This window comes from Acinetobacter sp. FY683 (assembly GCF_059515885.1).
Map to the genome: position 1 here is coordinate 96,214 of NZ_JCAKNA010000006.1, position 21,374 is coordinate 117,587.

The following is a 21,374-nucleotide window of genomic DNA, read 5'->3' on the forward strand; positions in this document are numbered from 1 at the left end:
ATTTCATGCAAACTCTACATGTTGAACTCGGCGATCGCCGTTACCCAATTTTTATTGGTAGTGATTTGAATCCACAAACATTACTTGAGCCTTATATTAAAGGTCGCCAAGTAATGATTGTGACCAATACAACAGTTGCGCCTTTGTATTTAGACCGCTATGTATGTGCAATTGAAGCCTTGGGTAAAACAGTTGAAACTTGTATTTTACCTGATGGTGAAAAGTATAAAAATATTGAACATTTAACATTAATTTTTGATGCTTTGTTAAAGGTTGGTTTCAATCGAGATTGTACTGTTCTTGCTTTGGGTGGGGGCGTGATTGGAGATATGGCAGGATTTGCATCTGCAAGTTTTCAGCGCGGTGTTTATTTCATTCAAGTTCCTACAACATTACTTTCTCAAGTCGATTCTAGTGTTGGCGGTAAAACAGGAATTAATCATCCTTTAGGCAAAAATATGATTGGTGCATTTCAGCAGCCCCAAGTGGTGCTTGCAGATATGTCTCAATTAAAAACATTGCCACCACGTGAACTTTCAGCAGGTTTAGCCGAAGTTATTAAATATGCGCTTTTGGGTGATATTGAGTTTTTAGCTTGGCTTGAAGAGCATATTGATGGTCTAGTTGCGGGTGATGAAGTATTACTTGCTGAAGCGGTTTATCGTTCTTGTGCACATAAAGCACGTATTGTTGCAAATGACGAAAAAGAACAAGGTGAACGTGCATTATTAAATTTAGGTCATACTTTTGGTCATGCGATTGAATCATACTTGGGTTATGGCGAGTGGTTACATGGGGAAGCTGTAGCAACCGGGATGGTCATGGCGGCAGATTTGTCTTATAGAATGGGATGGGTTAGTGAAGCAGATTTAGAGCGTACAAAAAACATCATTTCTCGTGCACAATTACCTATTATTTGCCCTAAAATCCCCTTGGATGATTTTCTTGGATTTATGTCACATGATAAGAAGGTGCTGAACGGTCAGCTCCGTCTTGTATTGATGAAGCAATTAGGTCATGCAGTTATTACAAAAGAGTTTGATGTAGAATTGATGAAACAATCAATTTTAGCCAATCAAGAAACTTCATAGGGTATTTTTATGGCAACACTCCGTACATATTGGGAACGTATTCAAAGTTCAATTTGGCTTACGTGCGGTGTGTTGTGCTTATTTTTTGCTTTGGTTTTTTGGGCTGTTTCAGACAAAGAAGAAGATTATGTTGAAATTGTAAAAGAGCCTGAGACAGAGGTTGAAATTCAAATTCAGCCTGAAAAAGTTGCAGCAACAGCACATTTAGGTGCGCTTTTAGAGGAAGTAAAACCTTTAGAAATCACCACGCGGTTAACAGCATCAGGTAATCATGAAGCAGAATTTCGAGGTACTAAGTTTATTGCAGATCATGCTAAAAACTCGACCATTGAATTATTTCGAGCAAGAGACGAAAGTGTTGTTAAGGGTTTTATTCAAAAGCAAAAAGATCGTTCACAGTTTACTTATATTCGTTTAAGTGGTGAAAATCAGCAAGAACAATATGTCGTACTTTATGGTAACTACGATAGTTCAAATGCTGCGAAAGCTGATTTAACACAATTGACAATAAACCTTCCTGCTTCAGTTAAACCAAGTATTCATACATTTTCTGAATATGCAGGTTTGGTCAATGATCTTGGCTCAGATGATCTAGGTGTTACTGGAAAGTTATATGAAGTTAGATTGTTACCTGCTGCTCTTCCTAAAGTTGTAGTACCAGTCGTTAAACAGAACACCATCAGTGAAAATCAAATCCCAGATTCTGCAACAACATCCACAACAGTGACTCGTCGGGATGGAAATGGAAACATTGTAGATGTTCAAAAGACGCATACAGAAGTTCCTGTTACGCCAGCAGTGTCGTCAGAATAATAAAAAAGATAAAGTGAGTGAAAATGGGTCACAAGACCGTCCTAAAATAGCGCAATCACTTTAGTTATTATTTCAATAACGCACATGAATAGTGCATTATTTTCACAAGTAAACTCGGTTCCCTATATTTTTTTATAACAGCCCTTTCAAAATAAATGTTTCAAACATTCAATAAACAGTTGGCATTGTTTTTGCTTTATTGGTGCATGAATAGAAGAAACGTCACTATTTTGGCGCAAAAATATTCAATTATTGTGCGGTTTTGTTAAATTTTCTTACGTAATTTAAGTGCATAAACAGCATAGATTTGTTCTTCATCGCCTTACGATGCGCTATAACTTAGCTAATAGTTCAATTGTAAATAGAACAAGTTTTGTGAATATTCATTGATATTAGTGAGTCAGACTAATCGCAAAGAAATTAGATTTATTTTAGTACTCGAAAGAGTATGCTGAAAAGAAGGGTACGCTATGCACATGCCATCGCCTAATACTGTAGCTCCCGCTCAAGGTTTATACCAACCGGATGAGTTTAAAGATAACTGTGGTTTCGGTTTAATTGCCCATATGAAGGGTGATGCAAGCCATGATTTAGTCAAGACCGCAATTCATAGTTTAAGTTGTATGACCCACCGTGGTGGTATTGCCGCAGATGGCAAAACTGGGGATGGTTGTGGTCTTCTTTTGGCTATGCCGAAAGCATTCTTCCGCGAAGAAGCAAAAAAAATTAGTGATGTAACATTAAGTGAAGTCTTTGCTGCGGGGACTATTTTTCTAAATCTAGATCCTGCATTAGCTGCACATTCTAAAAAAATTCTAAGCAAAGAAATTGAAGCTGAAGGATGTAAAGTTCTAGGTTGGCGTGTAGTTCCAACCAATAACGATGCTTTGGGTTCTATTGCAATGCAGTCTTTGCCTGCATTTGAACAGATTATTGTGAACTGCCCAATGGGCGTTACAGAAGTAGAATTTAACCGTAAATTGTTTATGGCACGTCGTCGTGCAGAACAGCAATTAACAAACGATCCTTACTTTTATGTAACGACTTTATGTTCAACAGTGATTACATATAAAGGCTTGATGATGCCTGCATATATTGCAGACTTCTATACAGACCTAGCTGATGAACGTCTAGCATCACACATTGTAGTATTCCATCAGCGTTTTTCTACAAATACCTTACCACGTTGGCCATTGGCACAACCTTTCCGTTATTTGGCACACAATGGTGAAATCAATACCATTACAGCCAACCGTAACTGGGCTGTGGCGCGTACACCTAAATTTGAAAATGAGTTTTTACCAGGTTTAACAGACTTAAATCCTATTGTTAACCGCACAGGTTCAGACTCATCAAGTATGGATAACATGCTTGAGATTTTGGTAAGCGGTGGTATGGATTTATTCCGTGCACTTCGTATGTTGGTACCACCTGCATGGCAAAATGTTGAAACCTTAGATGCAGATTTGCGTGCATTTTATGAGTTCAACTCTAAGCACATGGAAGCTTGGGATGGTCCAGCAGGTTTAGTCATTCAAGATGGTCGTCATGCGATTTGTATGCTTGATCGTAATGGCTTACGTCCTGCGCGTTGGGTGATTACCAAAAATGGTTACATTACACTTGCATCAGAAATTGGTGTTTGGGGTTATGAGCCTGAAGATGTGGTTTCTAAAGGTCGTGTGGGGCCGGGTCAAATTCTTGTAATTGATACTTTCACCGGTAAGATGCTTGATACGAAAGACGTAAGTAATCACTTGAAACGCATGCGTCCTTATCGTGAATGGTTACGTGAAAATTCTGTTCGTATTCAAGGTAGCCCTGAGCTAGAAGAATACTTATGTGATCAAGGCTTAAAAGGTGATGATCTAAAAGCATCTCAAAAAATGTTCATGGTGACATTTGAAGAGCGTGATCAATTATTACGTCCAATTGCTGAAAGTGGTCAAGAAGCAGTAGGTTCAATGGGTGATGATACGCCAATGGCTGTATTGTCTCGTCAAGTTCGTCATGTTTCAGATTACTTCCGTCAGCAGTTTGCTCAGGTGACAAATCCACCAATTGATCCATTACGTGAATCCATTGTTATGTCATTGGAAACGTGCTTTGGTCGTGAGCAAAATGTATTTGAACAAAGTCCAGAACATGCAGATCGCTTAATTATTTCAAGCCCTGTACTTTCAAATTCGAAAATGCATCAAATTCGTACTTGTGGTCGTAAAGGTTATGAAATTGCAGATATCGATTTGAACTATGCTGAAGCAGAAGGTCTTGAAGCTGCAATTTCACGTATTTGTGAAGAAGCAGCCCAAGCAATTCGTGATGGCAAAACCTTGCTTGTTATTTCAGATAAGAAAATCCGTGAAGGTTTCTTACCTGCAAATGCGATTATGGCAACAGGTGCAATTCACCACTTCTTGATGAATGCGGGTTTACGTACAGATGCTAACATTATTGTTGAGACAGGATTAGCGCGTGATGCTCATCAGTTTGCAGTTATTTTAGGTTTTGGCGCAACCGCGATTTATCCATATCTTGCTTATGATGTAATTAATGATTTAATTGCAAAAGGTGAGTTATTGGGAGATCCAATTCATGCTCAAGCAAACTTCCGCAAAGGCATTGAAAAAGGCTTATTAAAAGTTCTTTCGAAAATGGGTATTTCAACTGTCGCATCTTACCGTGGTGGTCAGTTATTTGAAGCAGTTGGCTTATCTGATGAAGTGGTAGCGAAATGCTTCACGGGTGTACCAAGTCGTATTAAAGGTGCAACATTTGTTGACCTTGAAAATGATTTGAAAAAATTGGCAGATTTGGCGTGGAAAGCACGTAAACCAATTGAACAAGGCGGTTTACTTAAGTTTGTATTCGATAAGGAATATCACGCATTTAACCCAGATGTGATCAACGCTTTACATAAAGCTGTTCGTTCGGGTAACTATGCAGACTTTAAAGAATATGCCGAGCTTGTAAATACACGTCCAATTGCCACAATTCGTGATTTATTTAAGCTTAAAACAGAAAACTCAATTGCTTTAGATGAAGTTGAATCTGTAAAAGAAATTCTTCCTCGTTTTGACTCAGCAGGCATGTCTTTAGGTGCATTATCTCCTGAAGCACATGAAGCAATTGCGATTGCAATGAACACCATTGGTGGTCGTTCAAACTCGGGTGAGGGCGGTGAAGACCCTTCACGTTACGGCACAATTCGTAACTCGAAAATCAAACAAATTGCGTCAGGTCGTTTTGGTGTAACTCCTGCATACTTAACATCTGCAGAAGTACTTCAAATTAAAGTGGCTCAAGGTGCAAAACCAGGTGAAGGTGGTCAGTTGCCGGGTGGTAAAGTGAATGGCTTAATTGCTCGTTTACGCTACTCTGTGCCAGGTGTGACGCTTATTTCTCCTCCTCCGCATCATGACATTTATTCAATTGAAGATTTATCTCAATTAATTTTCGACTTAAAACAAGTTAACCCACAGGCGATGGTGTCCGTTAAGCTTGTTTCTGAGCCGGGTGTCGGTACGATTGCAGCGGGCGTTGCAAAAGCCTATGCCGATTTCATTACCATTTCAGGTTATGACGGTGGTACAGCGGCTTCTCCACTTTCTTCAATTCATCATGCAGGTTCTCCATGGGAACTCGGTTTATCTGAAGCGCATCAAGCACTTCGTGTAAACGATTTACGTGGCAAAGTACGCGTACAAACTGATGGTGGTTTGAAAACAGGTCTAGATGTTGTGAAAGCAGCCATTTTAGGTGCAGAAAGCTTTGGCTTTGGTTCTACACCAATGATTGCTTTAGGTTGTAAATACCTACGTATTTGCCACTTAAATAACTGTGCAACGGGTGTTGCAACTCAACAAGATCATTTACGTCAGGAACACTATATTGGTGAACCTGAAATGTTGATTAACTTCTTCACATTTATTGCAGAAGAAACACGTGAATGGTTAGCGGCTTTAGGTGTTTCAAGTTTAAAAGACTTAATTGGTCGTACAGACTTACTTGAAGTTTTACCAGGTGAAACAGATAAGCATGGTCACCTTGATTTAAGTCCATTGCTTCAGTCGCATCCTGCTGCTGAAGGCAAAGCGCAATATTGCCAAGTTGAAGGAAATGCGCCATTTGATAAAGGCTTACTCGCTGAAAAAATGGTTGCAGAAATTCTTCCTGCAATTGAAGCTGGAACGGGTGGTGAATACCACTTCACGATTGGTAACTGTGACCGCTCTATTGGTGCGCGTTTATCGGGTGAAATTGCACGTCGCTACGGCAACCTAAGTATGGAAGCACATCCTGTTAAAGTGAATTTGACAGGCACAGCAGGTCAGTCTTTAGGTGTTTGGAATGCTGGTGGTTTGCATATTAGCTTAGAAGGCGATGCAAATGACTATGTAGGTAAAGGTATGGCAGGTGGTCGTATTTCTATCTTCCCACCAAAAGGTTCACCATTCCAAAGCCAAGAAACAGCAATTATTGGTAATACATGTTTATACGGTGCAACAAGTGGTAAGTTGTTTGCAGCAGGTACAGCAGGTGAGCGTTTCGCAGTTCGTAACTCAGGTGCTTTTGCTGTCATTGAAGGTGCAGGCGATCACTGCTGTGAATATATGACTGGCGGTATTGTGACTGTATTAGGCAAGGTAGGTCATAACTTTGGTGCAGGCATGACTGGTGGTTTTGCTTATGTACTTGATTTAGATAATGACTTCGTTGACCATTATAACCACGAACTAATCGAGTTAAATCGTATTTCAACTGAAGCGATGGAAGAACATCAATCATTCTTACTACGCATTTTAGATGAACATATTAAAGAAACAGGTAGTGCTTGGGCGTACAAGATCCGCCATGAGTTTGATTTCTACAGCCGTAAATTCTGGCTAGTGAAACCAAAAGCTGCAAACTTGCAGACTTTGTTAAAAACAACTCAAGCAGATCCACAATAATTCCACTACTTGCTGAAAGATAGGCAGATGTAGCGGTAAAAAAGCCGTTACATCTACCCACGGAGAGAGACATGGCAGAGCGCCTAAACAATGACTTTCAATTCCTGGATGTAGCACGCCAAGATCCAGAGAAAAAAGATCTAAATATCCGCAAAGCAGAATTTGTGGAAATTTACAAACCATTTACAGCAGAAGTTGCTGCAAACCAAACGCATCGTTGTTTAGGTTGTGGTAATCCATATTGTGAGTGGAAATGTCCAGTACATAACTACATTCCAAACTGGCTAAAACTAATTGCAGAAGGTCGCATTTTCCAAGCAGCAGAATTGTGTCATCAAACCAATACCTTGCCTGAAGTATGTGGTCGTGTATGTCCACAAGACCGTTTATGCGAAGGTGCGTGTACCTTAAACGATGGTTTTGGTGCAGTGACTATTGGTAATGCTGAAAAATATATCAATGATACAGCTTTTGCACTAGGCTGGCGTCCAGACATGTCTCATGTGAAATGGACAGACAAAAAAGTTGCGATTATTGGTGCAGGTCCTGCAGGTTTAGGTTGTGCAGATATTCTTGTACGTAACGGTGTAAAACCTGTTGTATTCGACAAGCGCCCTGAAATTGGTGGTCTTTTAACGTTTGGTATTCCAGAATTTAAAATGGAAAAAGACGTGATGAAACGCCGCCGTGAAATTTTCTCAGGCATGGGCGTAGAGTTTCGTCTAAATGTTGAAATTGGTACAGATATCACCATCGATCAGCTTCTTGCAGAATACGATGCTGTCTTTATGGGTATGGGAACATACACATATATGAAAGGTGGTTTCGCAGGGGAAGATTTGGATGGTGTTGTAGATGCACTTGATTTCTTAATTGCCAATGTAAACCGTACGCAAGGTTGGGAAAAAGATCCTTCAGAATATATTTCAGTTGAAGGTAAAAAGGTCATTGTTCTTGGCGGTGGTGACACTGCAATGGACTGCAACCGTACTTCAATTCGTCAAGGTGCTGAATCTGTAACATGTGCTTATCGTCGTGATGAAGAGAACATGCCAGGTTCACGTCGTGAAGTAAAAAATGCACGTGAAGAAGGGGTGAACTTTGCTTTTAACCGTCAGCCAATTGAAATTGTGGGTGAGAACGGCAAAGTAACAGGCGTTAAAGTGGTAACAACGCAATTGGGTGAGCCTGATAGTCGTGGTCGTCGTAGTCCTGAGCCAATTCCAGGCTCTGAAGAAATTTTACCTGCCGATGCTGTGTTACTTGCATTTGGTTTCCGTACAAGTCCTGCGGATTGGTTTGGTGGTGTAAATATCAATCTAGATGGTTCAGGTCGTGTAGTTGCTCCTGAACAACAAGAATTTAAATTCCAAACATCTAACCCGAAAATTTTTGCGGGCGGAGATATGGTACGTGGTTCGGATTTGGTTGTAACAGCAATTCATGAAGGTCGCCAAGCAGCAGAAGGTATTCTTGATTATTTAGATGTGTAATCTGTTAAGTACTTAAATATCTTATCTTTGTATGATAAAAACTCGCTTCGGCGGGTTTTTTATTTATAAAGTTTGTTTGAAATTTATGTTTAATTTTAAGTAAAGAAAATACACAATAAAGATAAAGAATCGAGTTAGAATCGAATGAATATCATAAATATAACGAAGTCATTGAGGTTTATAGAAATGAATTATATGAAGAAAAGTGTTTTAGCAGCTGCATTGGCAAGTACATTAATGCTAACGGGTTGTGGCTATAACACACTACAAGTAAAAGATGAGTCTGTTGCTGCAACATGGTCAGAAGTGCAAAACCAATATCAACGCCGTGCAGATTTAGTGCCTAATCTTGTGAATGTTGTGAAAGGTTATGCAAAACACGAAGAGCAAGTATTAACTGAAGTGACTCAAGCACGTGCCAATGTTGCTGGCTTAAAAGTAGATAAAGAGGTTTTAGAAGATCCTGCATTATTTGAAAAATATCAACAAGCACAAGCACAAATGACCAGTGCCTTGTCACGCTTAATTGCGGTTTCAGAAAACTACCCAGACTTAAAAGCAAATGAACAGTTTAGAGAGCTTCAAGTTCAGTTAGAGGGAACGGAAAACCGTATTGCTGTGGCGCGTAATCGTTATATTACAAGCGTGCAAGACTTTAACTCGTATTCACGCCAATTCCCGCAAGTAATGACAGCGAAAGTCATTGGTATGAAAACCAAAGAAAACTTCAAAGCAGATCAAAGTGCACAAACAGCACCAAAAGTGTCATTTGAATAATTAAATTGCTCAAAACACGGTAGGAATGGTGCGAATGATTGATTCTGAAAAAAGTTTTCCAATAGCAAAGTTCATGCAGCTTATGGTTTTAAGTTGCATGATGCTTTTTAGTTTTTCTGCTTGGAGTGAAACAGCAACTGCAACGGATGAAAGTGCAGATGTTATTGTTGCAGGAAAAATTATTCAGAATCAGCAAAAAACATTAAATTCACAGAGCGTTGAGCAAAAAAATGTTCAGCCACTGCAAGTTGAAAGTGATTTAGCGGATGGTGAATCAATCCGATCATTACCGAGTTTAAATGAACCTGTTATTGATCAAGCCAATATTTTATCTGCAAGTGAAAAGCAACAAATAAGCACACGCATTTTAAAGTTAAATGAACAAGCCAAAGCACAAATAGGTGTTGTGATTGTTCCAACAACAGGTCAGGAAGATATTTTTGATTTCACAATGCGTGTTGCGGAGCAATGGAAACTTGGCTCGGAAAAGCAAGATAATGGATTATTAATGGCAATAGCAATTAATGATCGACGTATTCAAATTGCAACAGGTTATGGTTTAGAAGGTGTTTTGCCCGATATTGTTGCAAGTCGAATTATTCGAAATAATATTACACCTTACTTTAAGCAAAATCAGTTTGCACAAGGTGTTGATGCGGGTTTAGCTGAAATAGAAAATATTTTAAATATGGATCCTGAAATTGCAGCGCAAGCAGCTTTGGAGCTTAAAGAACGTCAAGAACAAGCTTTACATGAACAGCAAGGAAAAGAGAAAACGTTTAATACGGCATTAATTATTTTAATTGCAGGAATTATTGGGTCATTTGTAGTTGGTAAGCGCTTAAGTGCTTCTACCGCAGCTGTTGCGGGAACTGTTGCAGGGCTCGTAAACGGTGCAGGATTACTCACAAGTTTATTAATTGGCGGAGGTATTTTCTTTCTACTTATTACAACGATTGCACAAGTATTATTTCAAGCTGTTTTATCGGGCAGTGGTGGTAGAGGGGGCGGCTCGGGCGGTGGTTTTGGTGGTGGAGGATATCGCGGTGGTGGCGGTGGTTTTGGCGGGGGAGGAGCATCAGGCTCATGGTAAAAAATACGGAAACGACAAAAATTGTCACGCAACCTAAATTAAATGAAATAGCGACACCGAGTCTTAAACGATGGTTAAAGCATTTCTTTTTCATGCCTGCAACAAAACGGTATTTTAATCAGCAGGATCAGCATGCTATTGCAGAAGCTGTAAAAGTAGCAGAGCAAGGGCATGTCGGGGAAATTCAAGTTGTTATTGAGGCTTACATTCCAGCAGCCAATGCATTTTATCAAGATACACATGCAAGAGCAAAACAGTTATTTGCGGAAGTAGGTGTTTGGGATACAGAGTTTAATAGCGGTGTATTGTTGTATATAAATTTATGTGACAAAAAAGTAGAAATATTGATAGATAGAGGCATTAAGAAAGCCACAACTCAAGATGTATGGAATAATATTTGTGAAACAATAATTCAAAGTATAAAACAGCAAGAATATAGAAAAGCAGTTGTAAATGGTGTTGGAGAAATAGGAAAAGTTTTAGATGAATATTATGCAGGTAGAACAATAAATATTGAGAACGAGTTAACAAATTCTCCAATTATTATTGGGTGAGTGAGTTTTTGGTGACGTTTTTTGTCACTTTTTTACATATAAAAACAATTTGCATCTAGTCTTCTAAAAATACTTATTATAAGGCTCTGTTTTTGCTTAAAATATAATTATAATAAAAGCTGGCATGTAAAATGCTACGTACAAAATAGCTCATAAAGCTTATAAAAACTTAACAAAACATTTGTGGAGAATGTTATGAAATCAGTACAAAAGGGTTTTACTCTTATTGAATTGATGATCGTTGTAGCGATTATCGGTATTCTTGCAGCAATCGCGATTCCTGCATACCAAGATTACACTAAGCGTTCACATGTTACAGAAGGTTTAAGCCTTGCTGGTGGTGCTAAAGCTGCTGTTGCAGAGTTTGCTTCTTCTCAAGGTGCATATCCTGCTGACAATACAAAAGCAGGTTTGGCAGCTGAAGGTGATATTAAAGGCAATTCTGTTACTAAAGTAAATGTAACAAATGGTTTAATTACAATTACTTATAATGAAAAAGTTGAAAAAGATAAAGCTTTATTATTAAGTCCATCAACTTCTGCTGGTGGTGTAACTTGGAAATGTAAAGCTGCTGATACTAACGGTGTTAACCAAAAATACTTACCAAGTAACTGTCGTACAGGTTCAAACTAATTTAGTTTAACTTGTGTGATTTGAAAACCTACCTTTATGGTAGGTTTTCTTTTATTGTTGAGGGGAAAATGTCTAAAAATAAAAGTTTTAGCTTATTATTACTTGTATTAAGCATAACATTCATAATTTATAGCAATGGTTTTAAAGCGGATTTTATTTTTGATGATTATCCAAATTTACAAGACCTAGGTAATTATGGAGACATAAATACTTGGAATAAAGCTAAAAATTTTATAAGTAATGGTTTTTCTGGTCCCACTGGTAGACCAATTTCATTAGCGAGTTTTTTACTCAATGATAATACATGGCCATCTATAGCCTCATCATTTAAATATACCAATACACTTATCCATTTATTAAATGGCTTATTTTTATATTGGGCAATTATTCTTATTTTACAATCTTATAAATATAAAGTAGAAAAAATTTTTTGGATTGCATTTATAGCTTCAAGTATTTGGATATTACATCCTTATTTTGTTTCAACTACATTGTATGTCGTTCAACGAATGGCACAATTAGCAACACTATTTAGCTTAATAGGTATTGTTGGATATTTCAAAGCACGTCAGCTTTTGATGAATAAGCCACTACATGCTTATTTTTATATGGCCATATCGATCGGTATATGCACAGTTTTAGCGACATACAGTAAGGAAAATGGTGCTCTATTACCATTACTTATCTTGGTTTTAGAGTTCTGTAACCCCAATAAAGAAAATAAGCCTATTTGGCAATGGAGAGCATTATGTTTATGGCTTCCTTCTATTCTTGTGTTGTATATAATTTTTAGAGAGCTTAATTTTTCAGAAAATCTTTGGCCAAATCGTAATTTTAATCAGGTGGAGCGTTTATATAGTGAGTCTAGAATTGTTGTAGAGTATCTATATCACCTGATTATTCCACAAATTGAAGGGCGTGGTCTTTATCAAGATGGTTATTTGATTTCAAAATCATTAATGCAGCCAATTACAACGCTTTATTCAATTCTATTTTTAATCGTATTATTATTTTTAGCATTTATTTTAAAAAATAGATTTCCTTTATTTTCTGTGGCAATTTTATTCTTCTTTGCAGCCCATATGATGGAGTCAACTGTATTAGGTTTAGAGTTATATTTTGAGCATAGAAATTATTTATCAGCTTTGTTTTTATTTCTACCTATTGCTAGTGGATTGTATTTATTAAGAGAAAAAATAGAGCCTAAATTAGTTATTTTTATTATTTCTATTATTTTGTCTTTATTAGCATTTTTTAGTTTCGAGCGAGTGAAATTATGGGGGGATAGTGAAAAGCTTCAATTGTATTGGGCAAAAAACACACCTAATTCTGCTCGTGCACAAAATGTATTGGCATCATATCTATTAAGACGTGGAAAAGCATATGAGTCTATTATATTTTTAGAATCGCAGGTTAGACAAAAACCTGACAGTGCATTGCTTAATATACAATTACTAATGCATAAAGTATATGTTGGCTTAGCTGAGGAAAAGGACTTTTTTGCTACATCAGAAAGATTAAAAAATCAGAGTTTTGATGCACAAGCTGTACAGGGCTTGAGGAATATCGTTGACTCGGTAGTATCAGATGAACTTTTAAATAGTAAGTATAACACTAGTTTAATTAAGCTTATAGAGGTATTGAATGAAAATAAAAGCTTTACACGTAATAGGGTGTATAGAAGGGTTTCACCATATCTTATTGCAAAATTGCACTTAAGTAAAAATAATATTATTGAAGCTAAAATTTATTATATGCAGGCAGCAAAAAGGTATAATAATATAGAGGCAAATTTAATGATGTTTGCTGAATTAGCATCAAGAGGTGATATTTTGGTTACTCAGGAATTTTATTATTATATTATTGATTTGTATCATAAACAGGATGTAAAAACTTTAAGGAGAAGCCAGGCGGAATATAATATGGAAATAGAGCGTATTCGCAACGTTATTATTGAAGAAATAGAACAGGAAAAGATAGACTAATGAAAGTTTCTGTTGTAATTCCTGCTAAAAATGAAGAGTCTGTGGTAGCGACTACAATTGAGAAAGTAAAAGCAATTAGCGATATATTTGAAATAATATTAGTAAATGATGGGTCAACTGATAGAACTGAAGAGTTAGCTATACTATCAGGAGCTAGGGTTATTAACCATCCTTATGCAAAAGGTAATGGTGCTGCTATTAAAACAGGTGCGCGGAATGCATCGGGAGATATTATTATATTTATGGATGCTGATGGTCAGCATAATCCCGCTGATATACCAAAGTTGTTAGCAGAAATAAATAAAGGTTATGACTTAGTTGTTGGGGCACGCCAAAAAGGTTCACAAGCAAGTTTAGGGCGTGGAATAGCAAATAAGCTTTATAATAATTTAGCAAGTTACATGACTGAGCATAAAGTAGAAGATTTAACATCAGGTTTTAGGGCTGTTAGGGCCGATAAATTTAGAGAGTTTATTTACTTATTACCGAATGGATTTTCTTATCCAACAACAAGCACAATGGCATTTTTTAGAGCCGGCTATTCTATTTGTTATGTGCCAATTCATGCTAGTCAAAGAATTGGGAAGAGCCACATTCAACCATTAAGAGATGGAATACGTTTCTTCTTAATTATTTTTAAAATTGCAACATTATATTCTCCTTTAAAAATGTTTTTACCTTTAGCTATTTTACTATTCTTGTTAGCAACAGGATGGTATGGGTATACACTCTATGAATATCATCGATTTACAAACATGAGTGCGTTATTTTATACGGGAAGTATTATGGTTTTTTTAATGGGCCTAATATCTGAACAAATTACAACATTGATGTATAGAGAAAAATAGGTTTGATATGTTTGTTAACTCAAAAAAACTATGGAAAATTTTAGAGGATAACGATAAAAAAAAGTTAATCATTGTATTGATATTAACGGTTATTATGGCTTTTATAGATATGCTAGGTGTTTTGTCTATAGTGCCATTTTTAACAACTATAGCAAATGCTGAAATAATAGAACAAAATAAGCTTTTAATAAAATTAAAAGAAATCCTGCAAGCAGAAGATTATAAGGACTTTGTAATTAAATTGGGGTTAATTACAATTTTTGTTGTAGCGACATCTACTTTATTTAAAATAATAAATAAATATTATGTAAATAGATTTTCAAATTTGCAGAGACACTATTTATCTACAAGATTGCTAAGAAAATATTTAGGTCAGAATTACATTTTTTTTGTAAATAATAGAACTTCAGAATTAACAAAAGGAATTTTGTCTGAGGTAGATCAGATAGTAAATGGTGTAATAAATCCCTTATTAAATATAATAAGCTATACACTGGTCTTAGTATTTATGGGGGGGTTAATATTCTTTTATGAACCAGTGGTTGCTGTGGCGGCTTTTGTATTTTTGTTTGTTGCATATTTTATATTGTATAGAACATTAAATAAAAAAGTAAAATTGATGGGTAAAAAGAATAGTGAAATAAATAAATTAAGATATAAGTTATGTCATGAAGTTTTATTGGGAATAAAGGATGTAAAAATCAATAATCTGTCTGATGAATATATAAATAATTACAATAAAATTTCGAGAGAATATGCGGAAAATTTAGCTAAAAATAATATTTTCTCTAGTTTGCCGCAAAATTTAATTGAATTGCTTGGTTATATAGGGCTTGTTGTTTTATCTATTTTTCTAGTTTTCATGTTGCAAGATATTGAAGGGATTCTACCATTATTGGGTTTATATGGTTTTGCAGCATATAGAATGCTACCAGCGGCTCAAAATATATATAAAAATATTTCAACATTAAACTTTGTTAATGATATTTTTGAGAAAATTGCAAATGATTTTGAATTGAAAGATAACGAAAAAACCACTTCAGGATTTGATATTGAATTTAATGAACAAATTGAATTTAAAAATATTTGCTATGCTTATAATAAAGCTAATGTGTTAAATAATTTTAATTTAGTAATTAAAAAGAATTCATTTGTTGGTATTGTCGGGAAAAGTGGTTGTGGGAAAAGCACATTTTTAGATTTAATTTCAGGTTTATTGTTTGCCAAATCTGGTGATTTTATTGTTGATAGTACTATTATAAATGAAGAAAATATTAAATCATGGAGGAGTAAAATTGGTTATGTTCCTCAGCAGGTATATTTATTTGATAGTACAATTGCAGAGAATATAGCATTTACATCTAAGCATGATATAAATATGGATGATGTTGTTTTGGCTGCAAAAAATGCAGACATTCATGCTTTTATATTAAGTTTGGAAGATGGTTATAATACTATGGTAGGAGAAAGAGGGGTATTATTATCAGGTGGTCAAAAACAACGTATTGGTATAGCGAGAGCTTTATATAAAAATCCAGAAGTTATATTAATGGATGAGGCAACAAGTGCATTAGATAATGAAACAGCTTCTACAATTACTCAAAATTTAAAAGAGTTGTCATCTAATAAGACCATTATTATAATTGCACATCGAAAAGAAGCTTTAATATATTGTGACAAAATATTAGATTTTGGGGATTATAAGTGAGTGATGAGATTGATTTTGTAGTTTTATGGGTTGATTCTAATGATGAAGAATGGCAAAAAGACTATCTATATTATAGAAATATAGAAAATAATAATAATCATGGAGTGTCTTTAACAAGGTTTAGGGATTGGGATAATCTGCAATATTGGTTTAGGGCTATCGAAGAAAATTGCCCATGGGTTAGAAAAATTCATTTTGTGACATGTGGTCATTATCCAGAGTGGTTAAATAAAAATAATTCTAAGTTAAATTTGGTTAAGCATTCAGATATTATAAAATCCAGTTATTTACCAACATTTAATAGTCATGCTATTGAATTAAATATTCATAGAATAGAAGGTTTATCCGAAAAATTTGTTTATTTTAATGATGATTTCTTTATTAATAAACCACTAGAAAAAGATTTTTTCTTTATTGAGAATAAGCCTTGTGACTTTTTTGTCATGGAAAGTTTAAGAGGGCGTTATTTGGATGATTTTTTTGGATGTATCGTATATAGAGATATGTGCTTCATAAATAAGCATTATGAAAAGAAGGTATTTTTAAAAAATAATTTTAATAAAGTTTATAATTTTAAATATGGTAAATTTAATTTAGTAAATTTAATTAATAGAATCCATACACAATTTAGTTATTTTAGAACCCCACATTTACCACAGTCTTTTTTAAAAGAATCTTTCATTGATGTTTGGAAGAAAGAACCAGCTATTTTGGAAAGTGTTACATCCAATAAATTTAGAAAACCAGATGATTTAAATCAATATGTTGTTAAATATAATCAATTAGTAACGGGGAATTTTAGCCCATGCTCACCATTTAATAGGGGAAGGTACTTTAATATTAATAGTACTAGTATCTCCATGATTAAGAACGATATAGCTAGTGCCTTATCTCCAATGATTTGTTTAAATGATGGTAATGATATTGATGTTATTAAATATAAAAATGATATAAATTCATCATTTGGTAAAAGGTATCCTTATAAATCTACTTTTGAGTCTGTGTAATGATTGATATCGTAATATTGTGGGTTGATCAAAATGATCAAAAGTGGAGCGAACAGTATGCATTTTATAGAAAAGAAGAAAAAAATGTATATAGCACTTCAATCAGTAGATATAGGGATTGGGACTTACTAAAATATTGGTTTCGATCAATTGAACAGAATGCAAATTGGATCAATAAAATTCATTTTGTGACGTATGGTCATTTACCTCATTGGTTAAACATAAATAATGAAAAATTAAATATTGTTTTACATTCTGAAATTATAGACTCTGAATTCCTACCTACTTTTAACTCTCATACAATTGAGTTAAATATTCATAGAATAGAAGGTCTGGCTGAGAAATTTATTTACTTTAATGATGATTTCTTTTTAAATCAGAAAGTTAAACCCGAGTTTTTTTTCAAAAAAAATCTTCCAGTAGATTTTTTGGTAATGGATTCTTTACGTCAAACGGGTATTGATAGTTTTTTTGGTTGTATAAAACATAGATCTATCGCTGTTTGTAACTCATATTTTAAAAAGTACGATGTTCTATCTAACCACTTTTTTAAAGTATTTAATTTTAAATATGGTATTGGTTTACTCTTAAATATATTGAATTTACCAATGTCTAATTTTTCATATCTATCAACACCACATTTACCACAAGCATATTTAAAAAAAGTTTTCTCAGATGTTTGGGAAAATGAAGAGCAGTTTCTTAATGAAGTGTGTCGCAATAAGTTTCGGCAAGCAACAGATGTAAATCAATATATATTCCGTAATTGGCAACTTCTTTCAGGGTTATTTAATCCTGTATATCCATATAATCGTGGTAACTTTTATAATATAAATTCTTCAAATATTGATAGTATTGTTGCTGATATTGTTGAATGTAGAGCTAAAACGCTTTGTATTAATGATAGTGATTTAGTTGATAATTTTGATGAATTAAAAGAAAAGTTAACCGCAGCTTTTAATTTGAGATACCCAAATAAATCCAGTTTTGAATTATAATTTATATTGTGCCAATAGATTTTGTTTATAGCTTTCTAAACTAAAATCTTTATTTTGATATTTGAATGTATTGGTATAATAATAGTCATTATTTTTAATGATAAGGGATAGTGCGTTGGTGATATCTTCTATATCATTTTCAACAATAAATCCATTTTTTCCATGTGTAATTATTTCATTTGGTCCATAGTCGACATTACTAGCAATGCATGGACAATTGTTACTTAGTGATTCTAAAATACTTAAACCGAATCCTTCATAATAACTTAAATTAATGCTTGCATAAGAATTTTGAAAAACGAAATCAGTATTATTCGTGTATGGCCTAATAAAAACTCTATCATTTAATTTTAAATGAGAAATAAAATCTAATATTTCCTGTTTGTTTGGACCATCGCCATATAATTCGTAGTTAAAATCAGGGTAAGTATCTTTTATATTTGCGAAGGCTTGAATAGCATCCATTATATTTTTATGTCTAAAATCTAATCTGGTTAGGGTAACAATTCTTTTAATTCTGTTGGGATTTAATTTGTTGTAAGAGGCTGTAGCATGTGGAAAATAATATGAGTTAGTTTCTCTGAATTCTTGCATTTGTTTCTTTGTTAGAAAGTTTACAACGCTATATTTATATTGATTTTCTATAATAAATTTTGCAGTAGCATCAAATTGGGGGTTGCTGTGTACAGTCACTATTATTTTATTTTTGAAATCATCTAAAATTTTCGTCCATTTTTGAATATTGTCTTCTAAAAATAAAACATCTTCACTATTTATTGTCTTGCTTAAAAAATTATTATGGTCCATATGCATACTTTTTTTATTTTTTGTAAACATATTTTTTAAATAATGTTTCAGTATTAATAAGGATTTAGAAAAATATGAATAAATTAATCCTATTTTTGTTTTTGAATAATCTAGGTTGGTACAATCCCAGTATAAATTTTTAATTATAACTTTTTTATTTAACTTTCTGCTTTTATAGAGATTATATAGTTCTACAGGTAGTTTTTTTTGATTATGGTAAGTAATTATAGTGGTTTCAATATCTAATTCAGTAAGTGTATTTGCTTTTTTAATTGCGGAGTTTGTTAGGCCTCCTTTATTGTCAGCTATAATGTTTAAAAGGATTATGGCTTTTTTAGTCATTTAAATTAAATAATGTTGTATATGAAATTTTTTTCCATTCTATAGTTTCAAAGTTTAAATTGGAAGTATTTTTAAGCACATTTTTTATGCTTTCAGCTATGTTGTTATTCAAATTTAGTTGTTGATTTATTGATGTTAACTCTTTTACGCTATTACTGCTTGTTGAAATAATTGGAATGCACATACACGAATATTCACCAATTTTACAAGATGATGCATTATCTAAAAAATCAGAATTTCTATAAGGTAAAGTTAAAATATCACAACATGCCATAGCTATTGGTACATTTTTAAAAGGCACATTTCCTAAATAATGTATAAACTCATATTCTAAGTTCAATTCATCACGTTTCTTCCCGCCAAGTAATATATAAATTTTACTATTTTCTTTATGTAGTAATTTTACAGCTGAAATCAAATCATCAATACCACGTTCAATCTCCATACTGCCAAAGTAGCCTATATAAATCTTATCTATATCTAAATTGAAGAATTTACGTGACTGATTCTTGTCTCTAGGATAAAAGTGATTTGTATCAACTCCATTAGGTGTTAAGAATGTTGATTTACAAAGATTTTCGCTATCATTTTTTAATTTTTTACTAGCGAATAGGCATGTATCTGCATGTTTTAAGAGAAACTGAAATAAATTTTTAAAGCCTAAATTTTTGTATCCTGTAAAAGCATCATATTTATCGTAAACATCAAATATAAATTTTGCTCTGCATATTTTAGCTAAAATAAATGATAGTAGTCCGATATAACAATCACCACTTGCAACAATGATCTTAGGTCTATTAATAAATAGTGTATTCACTACACTTAAAAAAAATATAAGGCTAAATATAGGGGTTGATGTTATTTTTAATGAGTCATGTTGATCTGTAATTTTTTCTTTACTGTGATAATCCACTAACCATAAATCTGTTTTAGTTTCTTTAGACCAATAGTAGGGTAATTGATAAATACGTCCAAACTTTTCTGTATAAGCATCTCGATTGGTATAGAAGCGTTTTCCAATAAATAATATGCTCATTGAAAGCTCTCAATTGTATTATTGAACTTAGATTTTAATTTTATCCAAGAAAAATTATTGGCAAAATTGCAGCAGTCTTCAGAAGTTACATGGGATTGTTTTTGAAGGATTTCTATTGTTAATTTTGAAAAGTTTTCATAATCATCATTATTAATTAAAAAACCAGTCTTTTTATCTTCAATAGCATCCACAATTCCACCTGTTTTAAATGCAATGGTTGGTGTTCCATGTGCTGCTGCTTCAATAGCAACCATGCCAAATCCTTCTGGATCATCTGGAATATGCTTCACAGGAAATATATGTAAATCTGCGAGATAAAACCATGATGAAAGAAGCTTGTCATCTGAAATATTACCAATAAATACGATGTGATCTTCAATATTATGTTGCTTGGCAACATGTAAAATCTCTTCTTTGCTTTGAAGATTTTTATTTAAAGACTGTGAGGGTGTATCACCAATAATAACTAATTTTGTATTAGGAACTTTCGCAATAATTTGTGCTAAAGATAAGTCTACAAATTCTTTAAGTGCTTTTCTTTTGGTTAAGCGTCCAACAGAAATAAGAACTTTTGAGCTTTCCAAATTATAGTCATATTTCAATTGACCGATGAGTGATAAATTTTTATCTAATGGTGGATAAGTAACACCTGGATGAATCATTGTTATTTTATGATTAGGAATTTTCTTACTTTTACAAATTTCTAGAGTTGGTGTGCTATTTGCAATAATTTGATCTGAATGTCGAATAAATGGTATCCATATAGCGTTATATATAGGGTGGTTTGTTGCAATATCTAAACCGTGAATGTAAACAAGACTTTTTTTTCTAAAAATTTTTGCCCAAAACACGACAATAGGTGCTGTAAGCCCACTACCTGCAAATAAAATATCAGGTTTTTGTATTAAACAAATAAATAAAGTTTTAAAAAAAGCAAAAATTAAAAAGATCGGTAATGGATTGAGAGGGATTCCAATAAACTCACAATTTTTAGGTGCGAGTTTTTTAGCATCATAATGACTTAAAAGAATAGTTTCATGATCGTGACTAAGTTCATCAGCAATATGCCAATTTAAACGCTCCATACCGCCAATGAGAGGAGGGAGATTTCGAGTTACGAGTAAAATTCTTTTTTTATTCATAGTCACATGAAAGTTAAAGCTATTTTTGTATTATAGGGAGTTTGCTTATTATTGCTATGTTAAATATAAGAAGCATTTATTTTTTTAATGCATTT

At 33.9% G+C, this 21,374-nt stretch carries 16 protein-coding genes; 13 read left to right on the top strand and 3 right to left on the bottom strand.

The genetic code is table 11. The features are described from left to right. The first annotated feature begins 5 nt into the window (after positions 1 to 5). The 13 genes from aroB to AC5YDH_RS05095 all read left to right on the top strand — a co-directional run bounded on the left by aroB (position 6) and on the right by AC5YDH_RS05095 (position 17,952). Complete coding sequence (aroB, locus tag AC5YDH_RS05035; protein WP_496117327.1) at positions 6 to 1,091, top strand: 3-dehydroquinate synthase; 1,086 nt, start codon at positions 6 to 8, stop codon at positions 1,089 to 1,091. A 9-nt stretch (positions 1,092 to 1,100) separates the two neighbouring features. Then, positions 1,101 to 1,904: a hypothetical protein gene (locus AC5YDH_RS05040; protein WP_496117328.1), complete on the top strand. Its 804-nt coding sequence runs from the start codon at positions 1,101 to 1,103 to the stop codon at positions 1,902 to 1,904. Between the two features lie 476 nt (positions 1,905 to 2,380). Beyond that, a complete protein-coding gene (gene gltB / locus AC5YDH_RS05045) occupies positions 2,381 to 6,856 on the top strand; it encodes a glutamate synthase large subunit (RefSeq protein ID WP_496117329.1) in 4,476 nt (1,491 codons plus the stop codon). A gap of 71 nt (positions 6,857 to 6,927) precedes the next feature. After that, positions 6,928 to 8,349, top strand: coding sequence for an FAD-dependent oxidoreductase (locus tag AC5YDH_RS05050; RefSeq protein ID WP_496117330.1), 1,422 nt, complete (start codon positions 6,928 to 6,930; stop codon positions 8,347 to 8,349). A 186-nt stretch (positions 8,350 to 8,535) separates the two neighbouring features. Next, entirely contained in the window at positions 8,536 to 9,126 is a 591-nt protein-coding gene (locus tag AC5YDH_RS05055; protein WP_248101209.1) for a LemA family protein, read from the top strand. Between the two features lie 73 nt (positions 9,127 to 9,199). Then, positions 9,200 to 10,219, top strand: a complete 1,020-nt coding sequence (locus tag AC5YDH_RS05060) for a TPM domain-containing protein (protein WP_407060878.1) — start codon at positions 9,200 to 9,202, stop codon at positions 10,217 to 10,219. Continuing rightward, positions 10,213 to 10,773, top strand: a complete 561-nt coding sequence (locus AC5YDH_RS05065; RefSeq protein ID WP_321088946.1) for a TPM domain-containing protein — start codon at positions 10,213 to 10,215, stop codon at positions 10,771 to 10,773. Before AC5YDH_RS05060 ends, AC5YDH_RS05065 begins: the two co-directional genes overlap by 7 nt. A 195-nt stretch (positions 10,774 to 10,968) precedes the next feature. Beyond that, positions 10,969 to 11,406, top strand: a complete 438-nt coding sequence (locus AC5YDH_RS05070; protein ID WP_496117331.1) for a pilin — start codon at positions 10,969 to 10,971, stop codon at positions 11,404 to 11,406. A 68-nt stretch (positions 11,407 to 11,474) separates the two neighbouring features. Beyond that, positions 11,475 to 13,391, top strand: a complete 1,917-nt coding sequence (locus tag AC5YDH_RS05075; RefSeq protein WP_496117332.1) for a tetratricopeptide repeat protein — start codon at positions 11,475 to 11,477, stop codon at positions 13,389 to 13,391. Further along, positions 13,391 to 14,239 (top strand): glycosyltransferase family 2 protein, encoded by an 849-nt coding sequence (locus AC5YDH_RS05080; RefSeq protein WP_496117333.1) that lies wholly within the window; start codon positions 13,391 to 13,393, stop codon positions 14,237 to 14,239. Before AC5YDH_RS05075 ends, AC5YDH_RS05080 begins: the two co-directional genes overlap by 1 nt. A gap of 7 nt (positions 14,240 to 14,246) precedes the next feature. Continuing rightward, positions 14,247 to 15,947, top strand: coding sequence for an ABC transporter ATP-binding protein (locus AC5YDH_RS05085; protein ID WP_496117334.1), 1,701 nt, complete (start codon positions 14,247 to 14,249; stop codon positions 15,945 to 15,947). Further along, entirely contained in the window at positions 15,944 to 16,954 is a 1,011-nt protein-coding gene (locus tag AC5YDH_RS05090) for a stealth conserved region 3 domain-containing protein (protein ID WP_496117335.1), read from the top strand. Before AC5YDH_RS05085 ends, AC5YDH_RS05090 begins: the two co-directional genes overlap by 4 nt. Beyond that, positions 16,954 to 17,952: a stealth conserved region 3 domain-containing protein gene (locus tag AC5YDH_RS05095; protein ID WP_496117336.1), complete on the top strand. Its 999-nt coding sequence runs from the start codon at positions 16,954 to 16,956 to the stop codon at positions 17,950 to 17,952. Before AC5YDH_RS05090 ends, AC5YDH_RS05095 begins: the two co-directional genes overlap by 1 nt. Here AC5YDH_RS05095 and AC5YDH_RS05100 read toward each other — a convergent pair. The 3 genes from AC5YDH_RS05100 to AC5YDH_RS05110 are packed head-to-tail and all read right to left on the bottom strand — an operon-like array spanning position 17,947 to position 21,279. Further along, the gene (locus AC5YDH_RS05100) at positions 17,947 to 19,101 is read right to left on the bottom strand and encodes a glycosyltransferase (RefSeq protein ID WP_496117337.1); all 1,155 of its coding nucleotides are present in this window, start codon (positions 19,099 to 19,101) and stop codon (positions 17,947 to 17,949) included. The genes AC5YDH_RS05095 and AC5YDH_RS05100 overlap by 6 nt on opposite strands. Then, on the bottom strand, positions 19,094 to 20,137 hold the full coding sequence (locus AC5YDH_RS05105; protein ID WP_496117339.1) for a glycosyltransferase: 1,044 nt from the start codon (positions 20,135 to 20,137) through the stop codon (positions 19,094 to 19,096). The genes AC5YDH_RS05100 and AC5YDH_RS05105 overlap by 8 nt, the downstream gene beginning before the upstream one ends. Next, the gene (locus tag AC5YDH_RS05110) at positions 20,134 to 21,279 is read right to left on the bottom strand and encodes a glycosyltransferase family 4 protein (RefSeq protein ID WP_496117341.1); all 1,146 of its coding nucleotides are present in this window, start codon (positions 21,277 to 21,279) and stop codon (positions 20,134 to 20,136) included. The genes AC5YDH_RS05105 and AC5YDH_RS05110 overlap by 4 nt, the downstream gene beginning before the upstream one ends. Between the last annotated feature and the right edge of the window lie 95 nt (positions 21,280 to 21,374).